The 24,797-nt window shown below is 38.8% G+C and carries 22 protein-coding genes and 1 pseudogene; 11 read left to right on the forward strand and 12 right to left on the reverse strand.

All coding sequences use genetic code 11. The annotated features are described in order from the left end of the window. Positions 1-237 precede the first annotated feature (237 nt). Together trxB and K9M07_06485 are read left to right on the forward strand one after the other, a co-directional pair. Entirely contained in the window at positions 238-1,182 is a 945-nt protein-coding gene (gene trxB, locus K9M07_06480) for a thioredoxin-disulfide reductase (protein MCF7852869.1), read from the forward strand. Further along, positions 1,182-2,000, forward strand: coding sequence for a hypothetical protein (locus K9M07_06485; protein MCF7852870.1), 819 nt, complete (start codon positions 1,182-1,184; stop codon positions 1,998-2,000). Before trxB ends, K9M07_06485 begins: the two co-directional genes overlap by 1 nt. Here K9M07_06485 and acpS read toward each other — a convergent pair. Then, positions 1,980-2,378 carry a holo-ACP synthase gene (gene acpS, locus K9M07_06490; GenBank protein MCF7852871.1) on the reverse strand — a complete coding sequence of 133 codons (399 nt, stop codon included), beginning with the start codon at positions 2,376-2,378 and terminating at the stop codon, positions 1,980-1,982. The genes K9M07_06485 and acpS overlap by 21 nt on opposite strands. Then, positions 2,365-3,453 carry a TRAM domain-containing protein gene (locus K9M07_06495; protein MCF7852872.1) on the reverse strand — a complete coding sequence of 363 codons (1,089 nt, stop codon included), beginning with the start codon at positions 3,451-3,453 and terminating at the stop codon, positions 2,365-2,367. Before K9M07_06495 ends, acpS begins: the two co-directional genes overlap by 14 nt. A 226-nt stretch (positions 3,454-3,679) precedes the next feature. On the opposite strand from K9M07_06495, the gene K9M07_06500 reads away from it, so the two are divergent. After that, on the forward strand, positions 3,680-4,105 hold the full coding sequence (locus tag K9M07_06500; protein ID MCF7852873.1) for a hypothetical protein: 426 nt from the start codon (positions 3,680-3,682) through the stop codon (positions 4,103-4,105). Between the two features lies 1 nt (position 4,106). Here K9M07_06500 and K9M07_06505 read toward each other — a convergent pair whose 3' ends face one another. Continuing rightward, entirely contained in the window at positions 4,107-4,532 is a 426-nt protein-coding gene (locus K9M07_06505) for a 23S rRNA (pseudouridine(1915)-N(3))-methyltransferase RlmH (protein ID MCF7852874.1), read from the reverse strand. 47 nt (positions 4,533-4,579) lie between these two features. Between K9M07_06505 and K9M07_06510 the strand changes: the two genes are divergently transcribed. Next, the gene (locus K9M07_06510) at positions 4,580-5,755 is read left to right on the forward strand and encodes a prolipoprotein diacylglyceryl transferase (GenBank protein MCF7852875.1); all 1,176 of its coding nucleotides are present in this window, start codon (positions 4,580-4,582) and stop codon (positions 5,753-5,755) included. Here the strand turns inward: K9M07_06510 and K9M07_06515 are convergent. Then, positions 5,655-7,457: a hypothetical protein gene (locus tag K9M07_06515; protein ID MCF7852876.1), complete on the reverse strand. Its 1,803-nt coding sequence runs from the start codon at positions 7,455-7,457 to the stop codon at positions 5,655-5,657. The two genes, K9M07_06510 and K9M07_06515, sit on opposite strands and share 101 nt — an antisense overlap. A 618-nt stretch (positions 7,458-8,075) precedes the next feature. Between K9M07_06515 and K9M07_06520 the strand changes: the two genes are divergently transcribed. The 6 genes from K9M07_06520 to K9M07_06545 all read left to right on the forward strand — a co-directional run bounded on the left by K9M07_06520 (position 8,076) and on the right by K9M07_06545 (position 12,851). Next, a complete protein-coding gene (locus tag K9M07_06520) occupies positions 8,076-8,408 on the forward strand; it encodes a hypothetical protein (protein MCF7852877.1) in 333 nt (110 codons plus the stop codon). Between the two features lie 15 nt (positions 8,409-8,423). After that, a complete protein-coding gene (locus K9M07_06525) occupies positions 8,424-9,689 on the forward strand; it encodes a hemolysin family protein (protein MCF7852878.1) in 1,266 nt (421 codons plus the stop codon). After that, complete coding sequence (locus K9M07_06530; GenBank protein ID MCF7852879.1) at positions 9,686-10,927, forward strand: hemolysin family protein; 1,242 nt, start codon at positions 9,686-9,688, stop codon at positions 10,925-10,927. The genes K9M07_06525 and K9M07_06530 overlap by 4 nt, the downstream gene beginning before the upstream one ends. After that, positions 10,928-11,728, forward strand: a complete 801-nt coding sequence (locus K9M07_06535) for an alpha/beta hydrolase (protein MCF7852880.1) — start codon at positions 10,928-10,930, stop codon at positions 11,726-11,728. Between the two features lie 248 nt (positions 11,729-11,976). After that, the gene (locus K9M07_06540) at positions 11,977-12,312 is read left to right on the forward strand and encodes a winged helix-turn-helix domain-containing protein (GenBank protein MCF7852881.1); all 336 of its coding nucleotides are present in this window, start codon (positions 11,977-11,979) and stop codon (positions 12,310-12,312) included. After that, complete coding sequence (locus K9M07_06545; protein ID MCF7852882.1) at positions 12,309-12,851, forward strand: hypothetical protein; 543 nt, start codon at positions 12,309-12,311, stop codon at positions 12,849-12,851. The genes K9M07_06540 and K9M07_06545 overlap by 4 nt, the downstream gene beginning before the upstream one ends. Before the next feature lie 51 nt (positions 12,852-12,902). Here K9M07_06545 and K9M07_06550 read toward each other — a convergent pair whose 3' ends face one another. The 6 genes from K9M07_06550 to K9M07_06575 form a co-directional block, all read right to left on the reverse strand. Next, positions 12,903-14,030 carry a cysteine desulfurase gene (locus K9M07_06550; protein MCF7852883.1) on the reverse strand — a complete coding sequence of 376 codons (1,128 nt, stop codon included), beginning with the start codon at positions 14,028-14,030 and terminating at the stop codon, positions 12,903-12,905. A gap of 3 nt (positions 14,031-14,033) precedes the next feature. Beyond that, positions 14,034-14,744 carry a protein phosphatase 2C domain-containing protein gene (locus K9M07_06555; protein MCF7852884.1) on the reverse strand — a complete coding sequence of 237 codons (711 nt, stop codon included), beginning with the start codon at positions 14,742-14,744 and terminating at the stop codon, positions 14,034-14,036. Beyond that, positions 14,734-15,966, reverse strand: a complete 1,233-nt coding sequence (locus tag K9M07_06560; GenBank protein ID MCF7852885.1) for a serpin family protein — start codon at positions 15,964-15,966, stop codon at positions 14,734-14,736. The genes K9M07_06555 and K9M07_06560 overlap by 11 nt, the downstream gene beginning before the upstream one ends. A gap of 58 nt (positions 15,967-16,024) precedes the next feature. Then, positions 16,025-16,897: a CPBP family intramembrane metalloprotease gene (locus tag K9M07_06565; GenBank protein ID MCF7852886.1), complete on the reverse strand. Its 873-nt coding sequence runs from the start codon at positions 16,895-16,897 to the stop codon at positions 16,025-16,027. Positions 16,898-16,911: 14 nt separating this feature from the next. After that, positions 16,912-17,595, reverse strand: a complete 684-nt coding sequence (locus K9M07_06570) for a hypothetical protein (GenBank protein MCF7852887.1) — start codon at positions 17,593-17,595, stop codon at positions 16,912-16,914. A gap of 91 nt (positions 17,596-17,686) precedes the next feature. Beyond that, positions 17,687-19,534, reverse strand: a complete 1,848-nt coding sequence (locus K9M07_06575) for a glycogen debranching enzyme (protein ID MCF7852888.1) — start codon at positions 19,532-19,534, stop codon at positions 17,687-17,689. Between the two features lie 285 nt (positions 19,535-19,819). Here K9M07_06575 and K9M07_06580 point away from each other — a divergent pair, with 285 nt between their 5' ends. Continuing rightward, positions 19,820-20,347, forward strand: a complete 528-nt coding sequence (locus K9M07_06580; protein MCF7852889.1) for a CesT family type III secretion system chaperone — start codon at positions 19,820-19,822, stop codon at positions 20,345-20,347. A 223-nt stretch (positions 20,348-20,570) separates the two neighbouring features. Here K9M07_06580 and K9M07_06585 read toward each other — a convergent pair whose 3' ends face one another. Together K9M07_06585 and yidC are read right to left on the reverse strand one after the other, a co-directional pair. Further along, positions 20,571-21,977: an ATP-binding protein gene (locus K9M07_06585; protein MCF7852890.1), complete on the reverse strand. Its 1,407-nt coding sequence runs from the start codon at positions 21,975-21,977 to the stop codon at positions 20,571-20,573. A 143-nt stretch (positions 21,978-22,120) separates the two neighbouring features. Beyond that, positions 22,121-24,505: pseudogene (yidC, locus tag K9M07_06590) on the reverse strand (membrane protein insertase YidC). Between the last annotated feature and the right edge of the window lie 292 nt (positions 24,506-24,797).

A 24,797-nucleotide genomic window follows, 5' to 3' on the forward strand; every position in this document is an offset into this window, starting at 1 on the left:
CGCCGGCATCTTCGACTTCTCACCCTTAATTTTTTGACCTGTCTTCAATAGGATCAAAAAATTAAGCCGGCTAAAGCCTGATAAAAATTCGAAGCGCCATCAAAGCTAAAATCCCAATTCTTCAACTCATTTCGGTATACAAAGTCGAGGAAGCATATTGGGATTGATTTTGGTTTTCTTAGTGTGTATATTCCTCTTTAAATTAAGTTATACTTAGAGGAATCGGAAGTGAGTGATATTGAAAAAGTTGTAATTATTGGTTCCGGGCCGGCGGGTCATACGGCAGCGATTTATTGTGCAAGAGCGAATTTAAATCCTGTGATGTATGAGGGCTTTTATTCCGGAACGGCAGGTGGACAATTAATGACAACAACAGAGGTGGAAAACTATCCGGGATTTCCCGAAGGGATTACCGGACCCCAACTGATGGAGAATTTCCGCAAACAATCTCTTAGATTCAATACGCGTATTTTAACGGAAGATGTGAAAAGCGTGGATCTTTCTGTGCGTCCTTTTGTCATTAAAGGGGATAAGACGGAGATGCGAGCACATACGATCATCATTTCGACAGGTGCAAATGCAAAGCGACTTGATATTCCCGGAGCGGGAGATGGCGAGTTGTGGCAAAAAGGAGTCACTGCTTGCGCTGTTTGTGATGGGGCAATGCCCATTTTTCGCGATAAGGATCTCTATGTCATTGGAGGGGGTGACACAGCTGTTGAAGAGGCACTATTTTTAACTAAATTTGGGCGCAAAGTCTACATTGTGCATCGTAGAGAAGAGCTTAGGGCTTCGAAAATTATGGCTGAAAGAGCTTTAAATCACGATAAGATTGAAGTGCTCTGGAATCGGGTTGTGACTAAAGTTAGTGGGAATTCAAAAGTTGAATCAGTCCTATTACAAGATGTCAAAACAAAGCAAGAAGAGACAAGAGAAGCCGGTGGTTTATTTTTCGCAATCGGTCATCAACCAAATACTCAGTTTCTCAATAATCAGGTAGAACTCGGCGAGCACGGCTATATTAAAATAATGGGTCAATCATCTCAAACAAGTGTTGACGGAGTTTTTGCTGCAGGTGATGTCCACGACTTTCAATATCGACAAGCCGTTACGGCTGCCGGGATGGGGTGTCGGGCTGCTTTAGAGGTTGAGAGGTGGTTAACCGAGAAGGGCATTCATTAATGAGAAAAAAGGCTTTTTTAATTGCTCTATTGCTCACTCTGCGCGCTTTTAGTTTTGAGAATCAGCCCTGGTTTCCCTTTCCCTATGAATTCCATTTTATTCCCAGCTATTTTATTTCTTATTTTTCCTCGGTTCAAGGGGGGTATAATCCTTATTCGTATAATAGCTGGAATCAGGTCATTGCCGCGAATTTAGAATTCAATACGATGTCTCAGTTTGATACTCAAATTGAAGTGGAATGCTTTAATACCAGTAAAACAAATATGACTCTTTTAAGCTCGGGGATTCAAGGGCGATATTTGTTGTTTGATGATATTCAAGGTGATCCCGTCAGCTTAGCTGTTGGACTCAATTTCCGCTACGTCCCCGATCATGCTCTGACGGATCCTTTTTGCCCCTATCACAATATTGTAAATTTTGAAGCTGTGGGATCTGTCGGTAAGGAGTTCGATCATCTTCAATATTGGGTCTATCGACTCTATGCATTAGCTGCACTTGGACAAGCGAATCAAGGTGCTCCGTGGATTAAAGGATCCGCTTCAGTTGAACTTAATGGGCGTTATAATCGCAATCAATGCGCTATCTTAGTTGATAGTTATTTTGGTTTTGGGAGCCGTCGAGAAGTCAATATTAATCAGTTTCATGGATATGGATCTATTTGGCATCAATCCGTTGATGTTTCGGCGATTTATCGGCGCAATTTTCAAGTATGGGGAACACTTTCTTTCGAGCTCGGCTATCGAGTTTATGCAGAAAATTATCCAAGAAATCAAATTGGATTTTTGATTAAGTATAATCTACCCTTCAGCTTTTTCTAGCCGAAGTGCCACGGCAACAGCATAAGTGTGACAATGGCTGATCGATAATTCAATCTTTAAATCGGGATGGTTTTGTAAAAGGGACGACGAGAAATGGACCGAAGGCTTCCCTTTCTCATCATTGACGATCTCAATGTCGTGCCAGTGGAGTTCAGCTCCAAATCCCGTTCCAAGCGCTTTAGAAATGGCCTCTTTGGCAGCGAATCGACCCGCATAGCGAATAGCCGGATCTCGGTGCCTCTCACAATATTCTTTTTCTTTGGGTGTAAATAAACGATCGAGAAATTTATCTTCAAATTCTTCGATAGAATCCCTAATACGGCTGATTTCAATAATGTCGGTACCAAGTCCAATAGGGCCCAAATTAGAGTTCTTCATCTACTTCATACTCTTGGTCAAAGTGGTGGTTGCCTTCCGAGGTTTCTTCATCTAGCGCATTACAAAAGATCATGCGACCTGATGAAGTATGCTTGACGGAAAGAACCTGGGCATCAATAACTTCTCCAATGTAATTTCCACCACCATTGACGACGACCATCGTTCCGTCTTCTAAATAACCAATACCTTGTCTCGGTTCTTTTCCATAGCGTTGGATTTTAATTGAGATATATTCTCCGGTTTCCATCAAAGGTTTTAATGCATTTGATAATGAATGCATATTGATGATTTTAATACCTTCAATTGAAGCCATTTGGACACGAGAGATATCAGCTGTTAATAGGTTGGCATCGATTAAACGGGCTAGCCGCAAGAGTTTTCCATTGATATCTTTAATTTCGGGAAAATCCGTGTCATTAAAACGTAAGTCAAGAGAGGGAATCCCCTCGAGTTTTTTGATGACGTCTAAAGCTCTTTTTGCTCTTGACTTCGTTTGCTCGTCAGCAACTTCAATCTGTCCGTAAAAATCTTTAATTAAAAATCGAGGGATCACAAGGTGGTGATCGAGAATGCCGGTTGAGCAGAGGTCGATAATACGCGCATCGGTTAATACGGATTTGTCGACGATGATATCCTTTTTTTTCTGTACCGTTTGAGCAAACTTAACAAAAGGGATGCTCACATAAAGTTCATCAGCAGCGCGAATCGTCATAATTGTTCCGAGATAAAGCCCAAAAATAAAAATGGCTATTTTGAAGACTTCGATGAAGGTGGCATGTAATTTATCATCAATTGTGCTGATTTGGAAAATAGCACCTAGGATCAATAAGAGGGCTTCGCCCATTAAAAATCCGAAAAACAAGCCGAGAACAGCCGTATTAAATGATCTTAAATTAAAACGTCTAAATAAGATGTCTGTTCCAAAGAGAAAAATAGAGAAAACAATGCCTGAAATGATTCCAATAATAACATTGGTGATAATGGATCCTTCAGGATGTGAAAAGCTGTAAATGGTAAAGAGAAGAACTGTAATTACAGTAAAAAATATTCGAGTAAACAATAGAGATGTGTTCATATAGGGTCCTTGCTATGCTCACCTAGGCAATATCACGTTCAAAATGGGTTTTGCTGCCCGGTAAATTGAATTTATTATCAGTTTTACGCATAATGAGTGATTGTAATTCGGTACAAATTTTTTGTCGATGTTTTGAAAAATGTTTTTTTGAGCAATTGGAGGTATTTTGAATTTGACTTATGTAAAGACAATAATCTTTTATGGAATAATTTGGTTTGTTATCGGTTTGTTTCTAATTGTAAAAGGGTATGGTTATGGGCTGGAGTTGATTCAGGTCCAAAGCCTCAATGAAATTTCCTCGGAAAAAATTCAAATTGCAGAGCAGATCCTTTTAGTGATTCTTTCAGTAGGATTTATATTAGGATATCTAAAAGGGCGATTAGTTTTTGTTCGAGTGGCTAATCGAATGATAAAAAAATTGGTTCAATTTGAGGAGCCCCTTCCTCTTTCTGTTATTTTTTCAATTCGTTATCTCATTGTGATTGCTGTGATGATGGGACTGGGCATGTTAATGCGCTATCTGCCAATTCGTCTTGATATTAAGGCTATTGTCGATTTTGCCGTTGGAATTGGCCTCATCTATGGCTCCATTTATCAATTTAGACAAGCTTTCGTGTTTCGAAAAGAGTTACCTCAAGACATTCAAAAGTGAGTTACTTGTGGTAAGGGGAGCGGTTTTGAATTTCTTGAGATCGATAGAGTTGCTCTAGTAAAATAAGTCGCATCATCTGATGGGTAAAGGTGAGCTTTGAAAAGCTGATCAGTTGTTTTGAGCGATTCTTGATCATTAAGGGGATACCATCGGAGCCGCCTATGACAAAGGTGAGTCGCGGTCCATTTTGCTGGCAATACCTGTCGATAAAATGGGATAATTCAGTACTGTCGAGTTGTTTTCCATGGGGATCGAGAGAAAAGATCTCTTTTTCTGTCATGCAGGCTGCAATGAGCTGATCATCCGATCGGCATATATGCCACTCTATTGAGGTTTGTGGCTTCAGGCGCAATTCATATTCTTGAATCCCTTCTTGGAGCCATGTTTGCTTAATTTTTCCGATAGTTATGATTTTTATTTTAATCATCTTAGTGGTATTATCTCAGTGAATTACCCCGATCTTGCAAGGATATTGTGTTAGCGCATTTAGTTTTAACAGCCAATCGAGAAGCCTTTGTGGTTCCATTCACGTCTATCGTTGTGTATTGGTATGGAATTTTATTTGCCCTCGGGTTTTTAGTCGGATTTCTAACTCTTGTTTATCTATATAAAAGAATTTTGATATTAAGACCTTCTTTTTATCTGCATGAAATCAACTTCAATGAGTTTACCGAGAATGGGTCAAATTTGCAAAAGCAAATTCCTCTTCAGGGGATCGATTTTAATGGGATTTTGAAGGGTGAATGGACTTTAAAGTTGAAAGAGCAGGTTCTCGATCTACTCAATCAATACATATATAGTGCTCAGCTACAGCCAACTGCCTTAGCTCAAAAAGATTTGCGATTGTTACAAAATCTCAGTCAAAATAGGCCTGCAATTCAAAATCGAATCATTTTAGAAAGGGCTTTTCCCACTGTTTTTATATCGATACATGCTAGAGCAAAAATTTTTGTAGAGAGATTGTCGCTTTATGTCATTTTAGGAACGGTTATTGGCGCTCGTTTAGGTCATATTTTGTTTTATGAAGATATTTGGCATTACCTATCTCATCCGTTCATGATCATCAACACGAGGGAAGGGGGGCTGGCCTCACATGGAGGGGCTCTTGGAATTTTTGCTGCGCTTTATTTTTTTATTCGCCGTTATCGTAGAGAAGGTGAAGCGTTGTCATGGCGATTTGTGCTTGATATGATTATGATTCCAACCGCTTTAGCTGCCGTATTTATCCGGACAGGCAATTTTATTAATCAGGAAATCATTGGGACTCTTTCAAATCTCCCTTGGGCTGTTGTTTTCCCATATAATTTTGAAGGAGTTTCGATTATGCCGCGCCATCCGGTTCAAATTTATGAAGCGCTTGCATATCTCATGACTTTTATTATCTTATATTTTTATTCTAAGAGCTTTTTGATTCGTTTAAAATTAGGAGAGATTAGCGGGATATTTCTCGTTTTAGTATTTGGTTTTCGCTTTATCCTCGAATTTTTTAAAGAGTCTCAACTCTCCGGACCAAGTGCCGTTGAGAACTTTCTTTCAATGGGTCAATGGCTTAGTCTGCCAATGGTGATTTTTGGGACTGTTTTACTCTGGGTTTCATATAAGAATAAAAAGCCCTTGATCGATAAGGGACAAGTGGCAGCTTTTGATTAGAGAGGTGCTCCAGATTGACAGTCGGAGTTGCGCTATGCCACTTAAGAAATAGGTGATAAGTTGACTTACTACAGTTACGTCTTTGTCCATACCAAACAATTTTCATATGAGCGGCAATCTCATGATCTAAAGCATCGCTGATGAAATTGATTTCAGGATGTTGTTTGAGGTAATCTTTTTTATATTCTTTGATGAGCCGGGGTAAATCAATTCTTTGGGGAAGATATGTTTGAATCATTTGAATGAGGGGATGGTTTGGGATAGGTAAAAGAGAGGCGCATAAATCATTTTGGTGAGAAAAGATTTCACAGCGATTTTTTAGTTCCTCTTCCAACTGATGGCCAAAAGTTAAGAAGGATTCTCTGAGGCGACTTAAATATTTTGTGCAATCTAAAACGGTTGTCAAAAATGAGTCATGGGGCTGACATATAAAATAACTTTTAACCTCATTTTCAAGTACAGAGTATAATTCGCTTGGAATTGACTTAAGCGCTTGAATTTCATTTTCTATCAAATCATATGTCCAAACAAATAGGTCTTCAATTTCATCTTCGTTGAGTTTCGGAAAGTAACAAGTTGTTTCATAAGCATCCATTAAAATGGATAAAATATCTTTTAGTGGATTTGTTTGCTTTTGTCCTTTGATCAGGACAAGCTCAGAGTTAATAAAGGCATAGATAGATGCTGTTAAATTCGAAGATCTCGGTGTGAATTGGTTTGTCGATAGAGAATAAATGTACTGGATTGCATCTTCGAGTTGTGATTGAGCAAAGCTATCTTCTAAGCCTGCCGTTAAACGATAAAGGGAGATCACTCTCTCCACGATTCCCAAGTGAGAAAGGCTTTGAGAGTGACAAAGGTATCGATGAATTTGTTCTTTTAAAAAACCTTCAATTCCTAAAAGGGTTTTTTTAGAAAATGTATGAAAGATTTTTAGAGTTGGTTTTTTTAGTTTGGCTGCGGTTGCGCTAACAGCTCTTTGAAGATCAATGTCCTGTGATAACAATTGGTAGGGGGAGAGGGATGAAAAAAGAGTGTCATATAATTGTTGTTGATTTTGACAAAGATGCGAGTGTTTAAGCGTTAGATCAGCTAATTTAGTGTCAATAGGGTGTGTTAATGAGCCAAGATTTTGAGGTTTCGTATTCTTTCTTGGAATTAAATGTTGCATCACACTCCAAACAAGAGAGGTCAAGTTTTCTATGGATATCTGTTCATCGTTAAGAATGAGACAGCATTCAGCAACCTGTTTTGCAATGCGATGAGCTAGGCTATAGGGGTGTTGAGAGTGGAAAGACTGATTAAGATCAAATTGATTGATAGCTTCTCGAATTAATTTAAAAAGATCTATCTTTCCATTCGCATTGAATAGATCGGGACGGGTTTTCATCGAGTTGTAATAACTGGTGACCGTATTCCAAACTCTTTTCAGTGCCGTTTCTCCAATTCTGTATTGGGGGAATTGCTCTTGAAATTCAGGTAAGATGTAATTTAAAAGGCATTGATTGGCAAAGGCCTCTTCAAAGGTCGTGCAGTTTTTGGAGTCAATTGCCTCTTTTACTCGTTTTGATAGATAAGCATTGAGTTTTGAAAAGGGGTCGAAAAAGTCTTCTGCTTCATCAATTGGAAGTAAAGGTGTTGAAAATTGGGTATCATTGAGATCAAATCCATCGTAAAATGGGTCTGAATTGTGTGCTGCCATTCCTACCATTTTATCCTAAATAAGGTAAAATAAATTGTGCGTATATACCGGGAGTGATTCACTAGCGGTATATGTATTTTTGTTGCTGAATTTCTTCTATCCCATAACCCAATTTTTTTTGTCTAATTTTTTTTATTTATTAATTAACAGGTTAATTTTTTTTTATTTAAAAATGTTGATTTAGAAATGTGTATGAAAAGGATTTTCAAATAATTTTGATTTTTTCAAAAAAAAGTTATTAACAAAATTCCCACACTTTTGTATAGTTCGAAAATGTGTGCTATGCCTTACCTGTTGTTCTTTTTATAAGCTCGACTTTGTAACTTTTTGGAACCGAAAGTCTCGAGATATTTGGTTTTAATAATCTCCTAGTTCGACCTCAGTCTTTGCGTATCATGCGCTAAGACCGAGGTAGGTGGGCCCAAAAGTTACAAAGTCGAGTTAAATTGTTGCTGAAATATAGGGTTTATTGGCAATCTTTAAAAATCCCCTCTACAAATAGAGGAGATTTTTCTTGTTGTTGTATTAATTTAATTAAAATTAGTTAAATTAAATGTTGTTTTTATTGAGTTTAATTTTTCAATGTTATAATTAATAGTTGTAATATGGATTAAAGTGATGTTGGTTTTTGGTCAAAAAAACAAGCTTGAAATCACTTCCATCATTAAAGATTGGTGGTGGGTTATTCTATGTGTGCTAATGTCATATGGCTTGCATCTCCATGCAAATCAACAAAAACATCAAAAAATGACAATTCTAAAAGCGAGTTTGTCTTCTCTTAGTTTTGAAAAAATGCGTTCTCTTGAATACCAAAATGAATTAAAAGATCGCCTTGACTGTCAAGGAGATCCAGAGTGGATTGCTATGATTTTAATGAAGGGTTTGGGCGTTGTACCTGAGGGACAGACAAAGGTGCATTTCCAAGAGATTAATGACAATGAGAGTCTATAAAATCAAGCGATCATTATGACAACGATTCTCTTATCAATTTTATTAGTCATTTTCATTTTAGTATCGGGTTTTTTATCAGCAACGGAAACTTCGATGTTTTCGCTTCCCTATTTTCAAATCAAGGCATTTGCCAGAGATAAAGATATTAAGCGCCGGCTTGTATCGATGATTCTTTCCCAACCAAGGAAATTGCTCGTTACAATTTTGATGCTCAATATCACGATGAATATTTTAGTTCAAAATACGGTCTCTTCGCTTTTTGAAGAGTTTCCGGGATGGACGATTAGCGTCGTTCTCCCTTTAATTCTTACCCTTATTTTTGGAGAGCTGATTCCTAAAGCCATTGCAATCTCAAATAATATTAAAGTTGCCACGGCAGTGGCACCGCCGATCTATTTTTTACAATGGGTCTTGAGACCTCTACGAGATGGAATTACTTGGTTTACAGATCATCTATCCTCCTTCTTTTTCTTTTTTCTTAAAAAAGAAAAAGAAATATCAGTGAATGAAATTAAGCATGCTTTGAAGACTTCAAGGGATTTTGGGGTTTTGAGTTTGGAAGAGGCTAAGTTAATGAGGGGGTATTTGAGTTTAGAGGAGATGATTGTCAAGGAGATCATGAGCCCGCGAGGGGATATGATCTATTATGACATTTCTGATCCCCTAGAGGAGTTGCTTACGTTATTTATAGAGAAAGAATGTACGCGTATTCCCGTATGTGAAAATGACAGAGAAAATATTCTTGGCGTTATTGATAGTGAGCATATGTTTTTGCATCAAAGTGAAATCAAAACTCCCGAAGATTTAAAGCTCTTCTTGAGAAAACCATATTATGTTCCCGAATCGATGCCGGCTAAGCTTTTATTTAATCAATTTAATCTCAAAAATTGGCAATTTGCGATTGTTGTCGATGAATATGGAAGCGTGACGGGACTTATCACAAAGGAAGACCTAATTGAAATTGTTGTGGGTCAGATCGATAATAAAAGAGACACAAGCCGGCTCTATACCCGCTCGGGTAGTGATGTGATGATTGCAAGTGGAAAACTAGAGCTTGCCGAGTTTGAAGAGATTTTTGATACGCAGCTCGTTAGCGAATGTAATATGGCGACATTAGGCGGTTGGCTCACTGAAAAGATGGGCGACATTCCGCATACCGGAGCTAAATTTGTCACAGATCGATTTCTATTCCATGTTCTTTCATCAACGCCGTCATATGTCGAAAGTGTTTATGTCAGACGACTTCATAAACGCTCGATTCGAAAAGAAAGGGCAGTATGAATAAAGAAAGCATTTTATTCCTCTCATTGACTCTTTTTTCCATTGTCTTTCAGGCGTTCTTTTCAATGATGGAGATGGCATGTGTTTCATTTAATCGCGTTCGTCTTCAATATTATGTTTCAAAAGGACTTAAAAAGGCCGTATGGCTATCTTCTCTTTTAAATCATCCCACTCGTTTTTTTGGAACAACGCTATTATGTATTAATGTGGCACTACAGTTTGGATCGGAATGTTCACGGCGCTTTTATGCAGCGCTTGGCTTGAGTCCCGATTGGGCTCCTATTTCCCAAATTATTTTGGTTGTGATTTTTGCAGAGCTAGCCCCTTTATTTGCAGCGCGCAGTTATGCCGAACATGTTGCGCTTTTGGGGATTCGGGTTCTTTATTTTTTTTCATTATTGATGCGTCCCTTTGTTTGGCTCATTGAGAGCCTGCTGAAATTCATCCAATTTGTTGTTGGAGCGACGCCTCGTAAATACTCCTTCTTAACGAAGGATGAACTCCAAAGAGCGATTGAGGCGCGGGGAGATAAGAGCAAACATGGTCGAAAAAGCGAATTCGATGTATGGATTGCATCTTTGTTTTCAGCAAAAAACAAGATTGTGAAAGATTTTATGATTCCTCTTAAAGATGTGCATATGGTGTCAGGGGATTCAACAGCTCTTGAAGTGCGCAAAGAGATGAAAAAAAAATATCACCATTATTTTCCGGTCTATCAAAAGGACAGGCATCATATTATTGGTGTTGTTTCACCGCGGGATATGTTGCGACTGCATGATTATGAACCAATTCATATTTGTATTAAAACCCCTTGGTTTATTCCAATGAAGAGTTCTCTTTTACAAATCATTCGAGAATTTAGATGGAATAACCAAGAAATTGCCATTGTTGTGGATGAACAAGGGAAGGCCATTGGAATGATTAATTTGGATCACACTATTGCTGAAGTTTTGCCGGAGACACGCTCCGAACAAATCTCGACACAAACATCACTTGATAAAACGCATATTTTACTCGATCGCAGTTTTCCATCTTCTGCAAAAGTGGCTGATATCTGTGAGAGATATCAAATCGATATTCAATCAAGAAATAAAGAGCAAACTTTAGAGGCGTTATTTGAAGATGTTTTAAAACATCCTCCGGGAATGGATGAGGTAATTATCATCGGAGATTTTGAACTCAAAGTCGTTCAATCCCCATTTATGGGAGAAAAAATGATCAATATAAGGAGTTTATAAATGTGGGCTTCAAATGATGCATACCAAGTCTATTATGAAGTGCACGGTGATAAACATCCTCTCGTTTTATTACATGGATTAGCTAGAGACCATACGTCTTGGTATCCCTTTCTTGATGTATTAAAACAGTATTATCAAGTCATTTTAATCGATCATATTGGATCGGGACAGTCTATCTATCATAAAAAAAGCATTTCAATGAGCGATATGGCTGAAGCAATTCATCTTGTCTTAGAACAACTTAATTTAGGGGCTGTCGATCTGATCGGAAATTCTATGGGAGGATTTGTTGCGCAGCACATTGCGATCAATTATCCCTTATCGATTCACCGCTTAGGGCTTGTTGCAAGTACGGCTCATCAGCGCTCTATTGCACGTCTTTCTATGGAGACAACAGTTGAATTTAGGAGACGGGATATGCCATTAGATTTAATTTTAAAGAGTTTTATTCCCCTTGCCTTTAGTCCCTCTTTTCTATCAGATGAAAATGTTATAGCAGAAATCATAAAAAATATTCTTTCCGATGAAAACCCCCAATCTTTTGAGGCATTTGAAGCTCAAGTGCATGCATGTCAAAAGCATGATACGCGCGCATTATTACACAAAATCAAACATCCAACATGGATTTGTAGCGGTTCTTTTGACCTCCTAGCTACAGAAGATGAAGCGCAAGAATTACATCGAAACATTGCCGGATCAAAACTATCTATCTTAGAAGGGATTGGACATAGCATTCCGTATGAGGTTCCCAAGAGATTCCTAGAGGAATTATTAGCGCACTTTAAAAAATCCCCTTCATAAATAGGGGAGATTTTTTGATGGGCCCAAGGAATATTGGCTATTACTATCCGCTCAGTGCTTGGGGCTCCCGGTTTGGATCCGGGGAGATTGGCCTGCTTGGCCTCCGTTCAAATGTGCCATTTTTCTGTTTTACTGAAAATCTTGAGTTATGCAACCACTTAATTTACAGCTATTTAAAATAAAATAAATTTAAGATTTGAAAAACCACCAATATATTTGGTAATATGACCAAAAAAGGTGGTACACAAATGTTAGAGTCGCTTTTTGGTAATGCCATTATTGAAAAAATTTTATTTTATATTTTAAAGAATCAAAAAACCTATGGCTCAGAGCTCAGTCATGTTTTACAAGTTCCCTTATTTAGTTGTCAAAGAGGACTGGAAAGATTAGAAAAAGGTGGAATCTTAGTTAGTCAACTTGAGGGAAAAACCCGATTATATCAATTCAATCCTCGCTATTCCCTACTCATAGAACTTAAAAATTTTTTAGAAAAAGCCTATTCCTTTATTCCTAGCGAGATAAAAAATAAATTTTATGAAAGAATGAATCGACAACGTCCTCGAAGGAAAGGAAAACCACTGTGACTATTGATTGGAAATCTATTAGTCTTAAAGAATTAGCCGGATATCTGTCTTCAGAACTTGCTAAGGATAATATTGAACTTATTTTAGTGGGTGGGGCTTGCGTCACAATCTATTCACATAACCAATATCAATCCTATGACTTAGATTTTATTACTTATGAAGATCTAAAAAAAGTTCGTAAAGCACTTTTTAGATTAGGATTTGAAGAGAGGTCCGGTTATTTTCGTCATCCTAAGTGTACTTGGATTATTGAGTTTGTTTCACCCCCTGTTTCCATAGGACAAGAGAGAATTCATTCTTTTTTTCAAATGAAAACGGATTACGGAACTGTTAAACTTCTTAGGCCTATTGATTGTATTAAAGATCGATTGGCTAGTTTTTTTCATTGGAATGACAGACAAGGACTAGACCAAGCCATCAAAGTTTTTCATGAATTTCAAGATATTGATATGGAGGAAATAAAAAAGTGGTCTATTAGGGAGGGATTTCTTCAAAAATTCGAGGAATTCTTACAAAAGAGTGGTTTAAAAAAAGACTGAGTGCCAACTAAAAAATCCTCTCTATATACTGCTTGTGATTCAAGAGTGGATTTATCCTGAAATGGAATGAAGGAGTCGCTTGAGGGCGCTAATCACTTGATCAACTTCTTCGAGAGTATTGAGTCGGCTAAATGAAAAGCGAATCGAATGTTTAGCGCGCTCTAGGGAATAACCCATGCCTAAAAGGACATGAGAAGGGGTTAAGCCTCCCGATGAACAGGCTGCTCCATGAGAAGCCATGATATTTTGCATATCGAGTAAAATGAGCAGAGTCTCAGCGTCAATTCCTTTAAAATAGATGTTGGACGTATTGCAAATACGTGTGCCTGCCCCATTGATTTCAACGCCCTGTATTTCATTGAGAAGTTTTGTTTCAAAGGTTTGGCGAAGCATAAGCATTTGCTTGGTATAATCGTCTTGAAATCGGGATAGGTTCTCAATCGCTGCCGCAAGCCCCATAATACCAATCAGATTTTCGGTGCCGCCTCTGCGATTGAGTTCTTGAGGCCCCCCCGTCATCGTAGAGATAAAAGGAGATGCGTATTCATTGATATAGCAAAACCCAATACCTTTTGGTCCATGAAATTTGTGTGCGGAAAAAGCCATTGCCGTCACCCCACTTGGGATTACAAAGGCTTCTTTACCCAAGAGAGCAACGCCATCCACAATTAAATGGACATTCGCTTTCTCAGCAATTTGAGCAATGTGATCGAGATTGATTTTACAGCCTGTTTCTGAGTTAACGGCGCTCAAAATAATGGTTTTGATTGAAGGGGAGAGTCTTTGCTCGATTTCACTGGGATCGATTTGTCCCGTTTCATCCACGGGAATAAAGTGAATTTCATCGGATTTTTTAAAGGACTTGAGCGTATTGAGAATAGCGGCATGTTCAAGTTTTGTTGTCAGTACATCTCCCTTTTGAGCAAGGCCTTTGATTAATAGGTTTAACCCCTCAGTGCCACCGGATGTGAATAGAATTTCAGTTGGGGAAACATTTAAAAAATGGGCGATTTTGCTTCGAGCATTAGAGAGCCTTTTTTTTGATTCTCGACCCCATAGATGGATGCTCGATGGATTGCTTGCCGGTTTTTTCATTTCATCAAGCATTGCCTGAAGGGATTCAATGCCAAGCTCGGTAGTGGCATTATTATCAAAATAAATAGGGGAATGATGGGTCATAAATTAACAAACTTTCAAAATGACAACGGTAATATTATCTGCCCCCCCATTATTTTTAGCCTCAACAATGAGCCTTTGGGCTCGATTCTCTAGGGGGAGGTTGTCAGAAAGGATACCATAAATTCGGGTTTCTTTCACGAAATCTGTTAATCCGTCACTGCAAAGGAGAAAAACATCATTTTTGCGGACGTCAATGACAGTGGTATCGGCTTCAATTTTTTTATGAGATCCGATGATTTGTGTTAAAACTTTTCTTGAAATTGACTTTGTCGGGTCATAGTCAATCATACTATGGTCGGATGTGATTTTCTTGAGTGATGCACCCCGCAATTGATAAATACGACTATCCCCAATGTGTGATGTAATCAAACAATTTTTATAAAGCAAGGCGCTAGAGAGCGTGGTTCCCATTCCATAGCAGTCCTCTAAACTCAGTCCAAGATGATGGACCCAGGAATTGATGTTTTGATAAATATCAGAGAGGCATTTTGAGAGCATAGCGGGAGTTAGAGTCAAATGCGTTGTTGTAAAGAGCTCTTGCACGGCTTGGCATAAGTATTTAATGGCTTCTTGAGATGCGATTTCACCGGCCTTATGTCCGCCCATGCCATCTGCAAGCGCAAAAAAACCCTCTTGGTGTAAAACGGCAAATGCATCTTCGTTTGTAGCACGCATTAAACCAATATCTGTTAGCGCAAAACACTCAAATTTCATTTTTTTTATCGGGGTCTACATTGCAATACGTTCCCAAAAATAAAATTATATCCTGTTTTGCATCGATGATCAAGTAAAGGAAAGGGTGATTGGCAAGAAAGATGTGATCAGGCGCTTCTTCAGGTGTATTTGGTTCTTTTGAGAGATTAAAAAGAGAGGAATATCCGTCGACTCCCCATTCATTGAGTGTAATTTGAGAGTAGTGGATAATTTGAGAAATATAAAAGAGGTGCTCAGGACTCATTTTAGAGAAATCCGCATCGCGGCGAAAAGGGCGGATAAGCCCAAGCGACATCAACGGTTCATTGAGAGTATAGCGTTTTGAAATTGTAAACTTGGGGATTTGAACACAAACATTTGCAGGTTGCATTTTAGAAAAAATGGATTTGTTTAGGATAAGATTGCTCAAGACTTCAATGCTCTCAGAGAGGTTTTTATCTTTCGGAAGAAAAATGAGAAAACGCAAATGGTGTTCGAGAGGTAAGCTGATGATTTTACAGCGTTGGTTTTCAAAATAATCGAATACGCCTTTTTGGCTCATAAAGGGAATTTCAATAGGGGGAGCCGATCCGGATTCGGGAAAGAAAAAATCTTGGGAGCTATCTTTGAGCTTAAATGGGGTCTTCCACAAGCTCTTCATTGTAGCCGTATCTGTCATAACCGCTTGCGTTGTTGATGTGAGAGAAGAGCCTTTAAAAAATTTAGGGATTTTTTTCTTTGTTTTTTGGCTGATCCACTCTTCCATTTTGGTTTGTGTCGCTGTGGGATCAGACAGATCGCAATTTTCAATCTCTGTGAGAAAATGTGTTCGAATGAGATTGATATAGTCATCTTTCATCTTAACAGGTTGATTGACCCACAATGTGCGTGTAAAAAAGAGAATAGACTTTAACTTGCCGTCAAGAAGATGTTTTTTGAGCTGATCAAAGGCTTCCGGGATCTTTGATTGTTGGGTTGAAAGATTGAGACGATGCCTGATTTCATATTCATTTAAAGTATCGCTGCCCATATATAGCGTGAGAAGGCTTGTTTGTATGGAAAAAGGAGAAATGAGGATATTTTCGTCTTTTTGCATCAGAGCTTGGATGAGTTCAATTGATAATGAATTTGTCAATTTTTTAAGATCATCAGAAGCAGATAAGCGATTGCATAGTGGCATACTAATGAAAAGAAGTGAGATCATAAATGATCTCAAGGTGTTTGTCTTAAAGTGAATGATCATTATCTACCGAAAACAAATATCTCGAGGCCTTCGGACCCAAAAAGTTACAAAGTCGAGCTTATGTGATTAAGATACGAAGGACACTAATCGAATTAAAAGTAGCGTGTAATATAAATGGTGCAATTAATGATCGTTGTCTTTCGTATATATATCCTAAATATATAGATAAAACAAATAGAGTTGGAATTAAAGAAAAATTTGCAATTCCTTGAAGAAGTGAAAAATGGAGGGATGAAAAACAGAGTGAGGCGATTAAAATAGCGTAAATGCGGCTGACTTTAGTGGAAAGCCATCTCTGTAAAAGGCCCCTAAAAAGAAGCTCTTCAAGCAGGGGAGCTAAGCAAACAATAGAGAAGCTAATAAAAGTCATTGCAATGGGATAATGACGTGCTTTTTGAAGAAGCATAATGGCGTTTTGTTGAGGACCTGTTTCTTGAAACACTAAATAGAGGAATAGGGTCATAAGGTGCGAGACAAAAGCAATGCTTGGAAAAGAAATGAGCCAAGAGAGAAACCCGATACCAATATCATAAGATATTGGATTGTGATGAGGGGTTGAATAATCTTTCAAAATCGAAAAAAAAGTTTTGCGATGCGAAGCTGTTAAAAAAATAAAAATCAAAAAAATAACGCAGAAAGTTGAGATCGCTTGGGATGAATATGCGATGACTTCATGAGGGACATTTTCAATTCTAGCTGTGTTTAAGGCAAAGCTTAATAGCAATGAAACCAGCTGAAAAAGGGCAAAAGATCCTATAAAAAAGATAGCAAATGCGAATAAAATATGGGGGAAGGCAAAAGATGCGAGTTGAGTCGGGGATCCCCATTTAAAATAACCTCTTATTTTTGCCGTCCAATGGATGACAATAGTAACGATGCCAAAGGCAATAAGGATCAAAATCGATTCAATAATTGGAAGGGGATCAGCCAATGTCTATCCTACTGTCATGACTTGCTTTTGGCGAGCAGGACATAGTCTTGAACGCGTTTTGCAACTGTTTTGATCATTCTATTGTGAGCCAATCCAATGGGAGTCATTGTAAACATGACCTTTCCCCATTGTGTTTTATTGTAATCAATTCCTGCAAACTGCCAGGGAATAAACTGAGATTGGGAAATAATTTCTTGGAGAATAACTTTTGGGATGTCGTCTCTAAGATCAATCACTTTGACTCTCGTGCTTAAGTTCAATCGATAGGACGTTTTTTGAGTTGCATCCTGATCGGGATTTGAAGCGACAATATCATGTTCTACAAGTTCTGTGAAAACAATAAATTCTGCATCCGGATGGTTCTCGATGAGCCAATGATGATCTTTAAAGGGATTGAGGGGTTCCGTCTGGAGGGGGTATTCCCAGGCAATTTGATCCTCGGGAATTAAAAAAGTTAAATCATCTTGACGAAGCTTTTTAGAAATTTCGACTGTCATCTCTTCAGACAAATCCCAAGGCAAGTTCGATTTTGAGTGATCGACTAAATTAAAAAATGCCACTTTAGATTTGCATCGACCATCATCATGATACAGGGTTTGTTCAGTCTGATTTTGGCGGTGGCACCCACTGATAATAAAAGAGAATAAAATGGCGCCCAGGCCCATTTTCCAAAACGTATGGTTTTTATGCATTTGCATGTCAATCACTCCGACGTGAGGTAAAGACTTTGATCAAAGTATTTTTTAGCAGTCTACAAATTTAAAGAATTGCATTCAATCGAACTCTTTTTTAATCGTTGACTTGTTCTAAAATGACTGATGAGTGGGGAATCAGGTGGTGTGGAGAATAGTAGAAGTTTGCAAACATTTGTTTCCATTTGCCGGGGGGTAGGCTAAGTGCTATCTGATGAGAGGTTGGATTGATTACAATGCATATGGGAGCGACTTCAGGAGCATTGATTTTGAGGCAAAGGACTTGATGATCGGGTTGATCAAGCCATTCAAAGCGATTTAAATCGTCATAAGATTGAATATCAAAATGGGGGAGGTTTTTTCTCAGTTTGATCAGTTCAATGCAATAAAACAAAAGATCTTTATCCATTTTATCCCAATGAAGCCAATTTAAGGTAGAATCTTGACACCACGGATTATTGTTTCCTCGATGAGATATGCCAATTTCATCGCCCATGACAATGAGTGGTGTTCCTATAGAGCAAAAAAGGAATAAAAAAAAGTTTTTAACTTGTTGTTTTCGGATTGCATTGAGTGATTGTTTCTCTCCTTCAAATCCAAAGTTGATGCTGAAATTACAATTATTGCCATCCCGATTTTTTTCGCCATTGATTTCGTTGTGCTTGTGGCTATAGCTAACGAGGTCTTTAAGTGTAAATCCGTCATGAGCCGTAATAAGGTTAATTGAGTGTGCCGGACTTTTATTCCCAAATAAATGGGATGAGGCGGTCATAGCAAGACGGACTTCATGAATGTCGGGCTGCATTGTATTGATGTAGCGTCTTGCTATGTCTCGATACCACCCATTCCAATCTGCAAATTGATGGGGAAATGATCCGACTTGATATAATCCTCCGGGATCCCATGGTTCTGCAATGAGTTTAATATTTTTGAGAATAGGATCATTGGCAATTGCGCGAATAACGGGTGGATCTTCGAGCGGATGGCCCTGTTTATCTCGCGTCAGGGTAGAAGCGAGGTCAAAGCGAAAACCATCGACATGAAATTCCGTCACTAAATAACGAAGCGATTCTAAAATAAGGTGCATTGTCGGAGGGGAATTGGCATTAAGAGTGTTCCCGCATCCCGTATAGTTAGTGTGTCTTTTATTAGGTTGAACAATATAGTAATGGGGATCGCAGTGATAGAGGGGGCAATACCCTCCCGTGTGGTTATAAACGACATCAAGAATCACTTCGATTCCATTCTTGTGGAGTTCTCTGACAAATGTTTTGACCTCATTAATTTCGTTTTGCATCGATAAGTAGCGGTTCATGATGCAAAAAAAATGAATAGGAGAATATCCCCAATAGTTCGTCAGGCGTTTGCCCGTATGAGGGTGAATGCGATCGAGTTCGGATTCATTAAACTCTTGAATGGGCATTAACTCCACACACGTAATCCCTAAAGATTTGAGATAGGGGATTTTTTCGATAGCGCCTTTAAATGTTCCCGGAGATTGAACATGGCTTGAGGGATCTCTAGTAAAACCTCTTAAGTGCATTTCATAAAAAATGGTTTTGTGTAAGGGGTGTTTTGGGCTTTGAGATCCTTCCCAATCAAAGGCAGCAGGGCGTTTTGCAATCGAATGGACTTGATGGTGGCGATAATCGAGCTGTCCCCATTTTGAGGAAGAGGAGAGGAAATAAGAATAGGGATCAAAAATCGGAGTGGTTTTTCCCTTGAAAGAAGTTAAAAGAAAATAATAGGAAACTTCTTCAGGCGGATCTATCAATTCAATATGCCAGATTGACTCAGTTCGATGCATGGCAATACTTGTTTGAGAGGGAAACAAGACGAGATGGACTTGAGAGGCTGCCGGGGCATGGAGTGCAAAATTGAGAGAGTTTGTAGTATAATGAGGCCCAAGGGGGTGCGTATGTCCAACGGAAGTTGTATAATTCAATGCGTTATATTCCTTTTAAAACCCGACTTTGCAACTTTTTGGGCCCGCCTGCTTCGTCTATTTGCTTTCAGGTCCAAAAAGTTACAAAGTCGAGTTAAAACCAACTCTTCAATTTATTTCGGTATATATGAATTTAAAAAAAATTACATCAGAAAGTAGAGAAAATTGAAAAATTTGCTCTATTCGATTGAAATTGTATTATCCCGTCTGGTAACCTTAGCGATGTCTATAAGAAAATTTAAAGATTTTCAAGATCTAAATTAACGAATCGCTAGGAGGCACGACATGTCTTTGGAAAACGCCAAGGCAAACTTGGAAGAGTTCGGTAAAGAGCTGAATCTGGAAGGATTGGCTTTTGACGAAAACTATACCTGTATTCTCGGAATCGATAATACCTTCTCTCTACATTTAACTTTTGAGCCAAACTCTAATCGTCTATACCTATACTCTCCCATATTAGACGGGCTTCCAAAAGATGACAAAATCCGTTTAAATCTTTATGAGGCACTTCTTGAGGGATCAATGCTCGGCGGTCAAATGGCCGGTGGGGGCGTTGGTGTTGCTGTCAAAGAAGAGCTCATCTTAATGCATTGCGTTTTAGAAATGGGAATTGGAACAGATGCTTCTGCACTGCGTCGATTTGCTCCTCTTTTTGTTGAAGCAGTTGAAAAATGGCGCGATCGCGTTCAAAAAATTATGGAAGGAAGAGATGAGGGTCCTTCTTTAACAGCTCCTACTGCAAAACCTCCAGTGCAAAGAGGACAGCCCCCACAAGGTGGCAGTCAGCGTCCCGGCGATTTCATGAAAATCTAGTGAAAAAATCGCATCACTCTAGGAATAGAGTGGGGGCAGTAACTATTGCCTATCGCATGGTTAGGCACGTGCGCTGGTTCCTGAAAGAACTCGTACGCCTCGACTCAAAAGCTCTTCACATCGAAGAGCTTTTTTTTATAATGAACGGAGGTTAAGCCGGGGGCTTCCCACGCGGCCCAGACGCTAATAGCCGATATTCCTTGCCTAACTTTAGGGATATGCCCTAAGCAAAGTTGACAATTTGTCTTTGAACATCTGTGAGATAAGAAGAGACTTCTTTGTTTTTGTTCTCTAGGTGTTTAGCGATGATTTTGATGCTCGACATGACTGTAGAATGGTCTCGGGAAAAGACATGCCCAATTTTGACGTAGGGCATTTTAAGTTCTTGTCTAAGAAGATACATGGCAATTTGTCTTGGTAAAACGCATTCGCGGCTTTGCGATTTACCTGTAATATCATCGACTTTAATGCCAAAGTTTTCGGCGACAAGAGCTAGAATTTTTTCATAAGTGAGTTTTTCTTTTGTCTCTTCTTCAATCAATCTGTTTAGAATCGATTTCACTTCACCCAGTTCTTGCATATCAGGATGGATTTGATCATTAAGTTCAGACTTAAAGTTGAGCATTTCGATGCTTTGAGTCAGTGATTTTGGATTAGGAAACTGTTTAATGAGAAACTCAATCACATCTTGTTTAAGGGGAAAATGGAAAAATTCAGTGCGTTTTTGTAAAATTCGGTGAAGGTCTTGCATCGAAGAGAGTTTTTCTAAGGGGAGGGAAATTCCCCACTCAAAGCGAGAAATCAGGCGCTCTTCAATGTTTTCAAGGAATCGGGGGGCCATATTAGCACTTAAGATAATTTGCTTTGAAGCGGTGTGTAGAGCATTGAAGGTGTGAAAGAGTTCTTCTTGAGTTGCATTTTTGCGGGCTAAGATTTGAACGCCGTCAATAATTAAGACATCGACATGGCGGTAGGCTTGGCGAAATTCCTGCATTTTCCCCATGCGAATAGCGAAAACGACATGTTGTGTGAAGGTCTCAGCTTTGACATAAAGTGTTTTAATTCCACGGGCTTGAAAGGCAGCAGCGGTTGACATTAACAAATGCGTTTTACCCGTCCCTGATTTACCGTAGATGAAAATAGGATTATAAGTCGCCGCTTTGAGAGAGGGGGGGTCTAGTTTATAATCATCAGGATTAAAACCCGTGAGTTTACATAAAATTTGATAGGGGACGAGGTTTTCATTACCCGGAATAAACTGCTCAAAAGTGGATGAGGGATCTAAACGATCAGGGAGAAAGTTGATTGCCTCCTCCATAGGCTGTTCATGTAATTGTTCTTTTGAGCGGCTTTGATGTTGATCGAAAACAGAGAGGTGCACTTTAATGGGTCTACCATTGTTATTAACCAATCTCTTTTTAGCTTTGGGGAGAATATGTTCTTCAAACCACATGACTTGGAAGGAGTCTTTTGCTTCGAGATAAACATTGCCTGCATCATATTTTGAGATTTTAATTGGTTTAACCCATTTTTCAATGGTTTGAGAACCTAAATCTTGTGCAAGAGATCCAATAAATTCTTCCCAAGCTTGCATTTTCACGTTTTGAGTTCCTATCTTATTCGAGTTCATGATGTTCTTGGACTTGAAAATAAGGATATGACCAATATCCAATGAACATCTTTTAAATGTATCCAAGATAGGGTTTTTAGACAAGTTTTCAACAAAATTATCTTTGATAAAGGCAAAATTGTTGAAAACTTTTAAATGTCGAATTATGTCTTTTTAAGACTTAGTCCTTTAGCCTTGACTCTTCGGTTTGTAAACCATTGTTGAAGAATGCCAAGCAAAGAAGAAGAAATCCAATAAATATTTAATCCCGATGGGAAATGATAGAATAAGAATGTGAAACCAAGGGTCATGATCGTTCCCATTGTTTGCTGCTGACGTTGTTGATCCGTCATTTCTTCGACTTTACCTTTCGACATCATTTTTTGCTGCAAGAACATCGTTGCTCCTAAAATAATGGGAAGGAGGTGAAAGGATGTTCCAATAAAGAAAATGGGGTAGCTCCATGAGAATAAAACATCGGGAGCAGCGAGATTGTTGATCCAACCCGGGATAAAGGTTGCGCCTCTAAGGCCAAATGTTGATTTGAGCAGATCAAACATTCCAATAAGGAACGGCATTTGAATTAAGATGGGAAGGCAACCTGAGAAGGGGTTGACTTTGTAGTCTTTATAGAGTTTGAGCATCTCCATTTGAAGACGTTTTGGATCTTTTTTGTATTTCTCTTGCAACTTGGCTGTTTTGGGTGCGATCAACTGCATTCTCGCTGTCGATTTAAAAGACCAAGCGTTGAGAGGATACATTAAAATTCGCAATACAATCGTGAGTAGAATAATAGAAAATCCCCACGAGTGTGTGAACGAATAAAACATCTTCATAATGAGAAAAAGAAAACGGGAAAAAGGTTCGGAAATAAAGGAGAAGAACCCATGGAAAGATTGAGCTCCTGAAAAATCGGGATTGACACCGGTTGCACTTAAATATGTCGTATCTACTTGCTTGAGAATGGTGTCTTCTAAAGGCCCTGCATAAAGTCTGAAGTCGACTTTTCCGGAGGTGTTTTTAAAAGGGACTAGAATTTCATATCCCGGGTATTTTGATGCGGGGTATAAATCGTATTGTGCATCGATAAGCGATAAACGTGTGGGAACGAGATTCCCCGGAATTTTGCTCGCTTTAAGTCCCATATTGATTTCAGATAAGGGCTCTAAAATCAAACCAAAAAAGCCATTTGTATTAGCAATCCAATAGGGTTCAATATTGCTCAATGTTGTCGTTTCTTTTGGTAGAGAAATTTTTTCAATGGAACCTTTGCCGTTTTTCATCATTCGATATTTGAGAACGGGTGAAAAGGCGCGAGAGATGAGCTCGACTTCAGGAAGGCCTGAGTTTAGCCAAAGGCCCCGAGCATCGCCATCGACTTTGATGCTGACATTCAGGCAATAGGGGGCTTTTTCATTTGTTTTGGGGAGTGTATAGGTTTTTGTAATGCGGCGATTTTTTTGTGTTGAGACAAATTCAATCATATCACCGGTAAATCGACTCACACTGAAAGGGATATCTGCATAACTTTCTTCTTCATTGATCAAACTCATTGCATAAAATCGAGGAGCGATATTGGATGTTTCACTTCCATTTTTTGCAATCAAATCACGGCGCAATAAGGGGTAATATCCACCCTTTTGTGGATTGCGGCGTTCTTGTTTTCCCTGCGCATCAGCAATGAGGTAGGGATTCAATGGAAACATGCTGTTTTGCGTATAATCTTTCTCAATCACATGATCAAAATTAATTTCTTTAATGACGCTTTCTTGATTTGTTTTAGTTTGGAAGGGGAGATTAATCTCGGCAATGGATCCGCCACGCGATGAAAAGACAATTTGCTGTGTTTCATTTTGCAAAACGTAAAATGTCTCTGTAAACTCTTTGGGCTCAGGGGCAATAAAGGGTCTAAAAGTTAGTACGGGTTCAAGCTCTTTGAATTCGGAAAGATAAATAAAATCGTTTTCTTTCGCATCGTAATATCCAATGGGGATATAGCCTCGATCGCTTTGATAAAGACCAATCGCATTGTTGTTCATCGAAGATACGGGAAAAAAAATCGATCCGTTTTTGAGTTGACCAAGAGTGATCTCAGGATGGGTTCCAAAGAAAGAAATCACTTGTAGATCGTGAACCCCGACTTGGGGAAGATAGGTTGTTGTTAGAGCGCTGTCTCCACTTGATGTGTAAAAGACAAAACCATTGTCATGATGGTAAAACAAATCAATGGGAGTAAATTGTTTTCCCTTTTTAACATAAGCGAGTTTGGGGAATTCAGTTTCATTTGTTGTCGTGAGATAAGATGAGCCAAAATGAAGTGCTAATGCTAAGAATTCAGCTCCCTGCTCATCTTTATAAAGTTCGATGAGGGGAAAGCTGGAAAGGGGGGCTATACGAGAAGAAAGATCACCTTGAGATTGACGCGGTTTAGCTTCTGTTGTTTGAGCTACCGGTTTTTCTATTTTAGACGCTTTACTAGAGAAGTATTGGTTCACTCCAAAGAGTGCCATCGTCAGCAAAAAAATAAAAACCAAATTCTTCTTATCCATATTCCCTACTGTTCAAAATTGATCGAAAGATCAGATAGTAACAGAATAAAGAGTTTGGCTAAATACAAAAATCTTGGTTTTATACCGAAATGAGTTGAAGAGTTGGGATTTTAGCAAAGATGGCGCTTTGAATTTTTATTAGGCTTTAGACGGTATACCGGGAGTGATTCAAGAGTTGGAATTTTTAGAAGCCGGCGCACCGATGGTCGATCGGGCCGAAGGCCCTTTACCGAACCGACGCGCTATTGACAATAGGCAGAGGTGAGGTAAATCGACCAAGCGGGGATGCCGG

This window comes from Simkaniaceae bacterium (assembly GCA_021734805.1).
Lineage (GTDB): Bacteria > Chlamydiota > Chlamydiia > Chlamydiales > JACRBE01 > Amphritriteisimkania.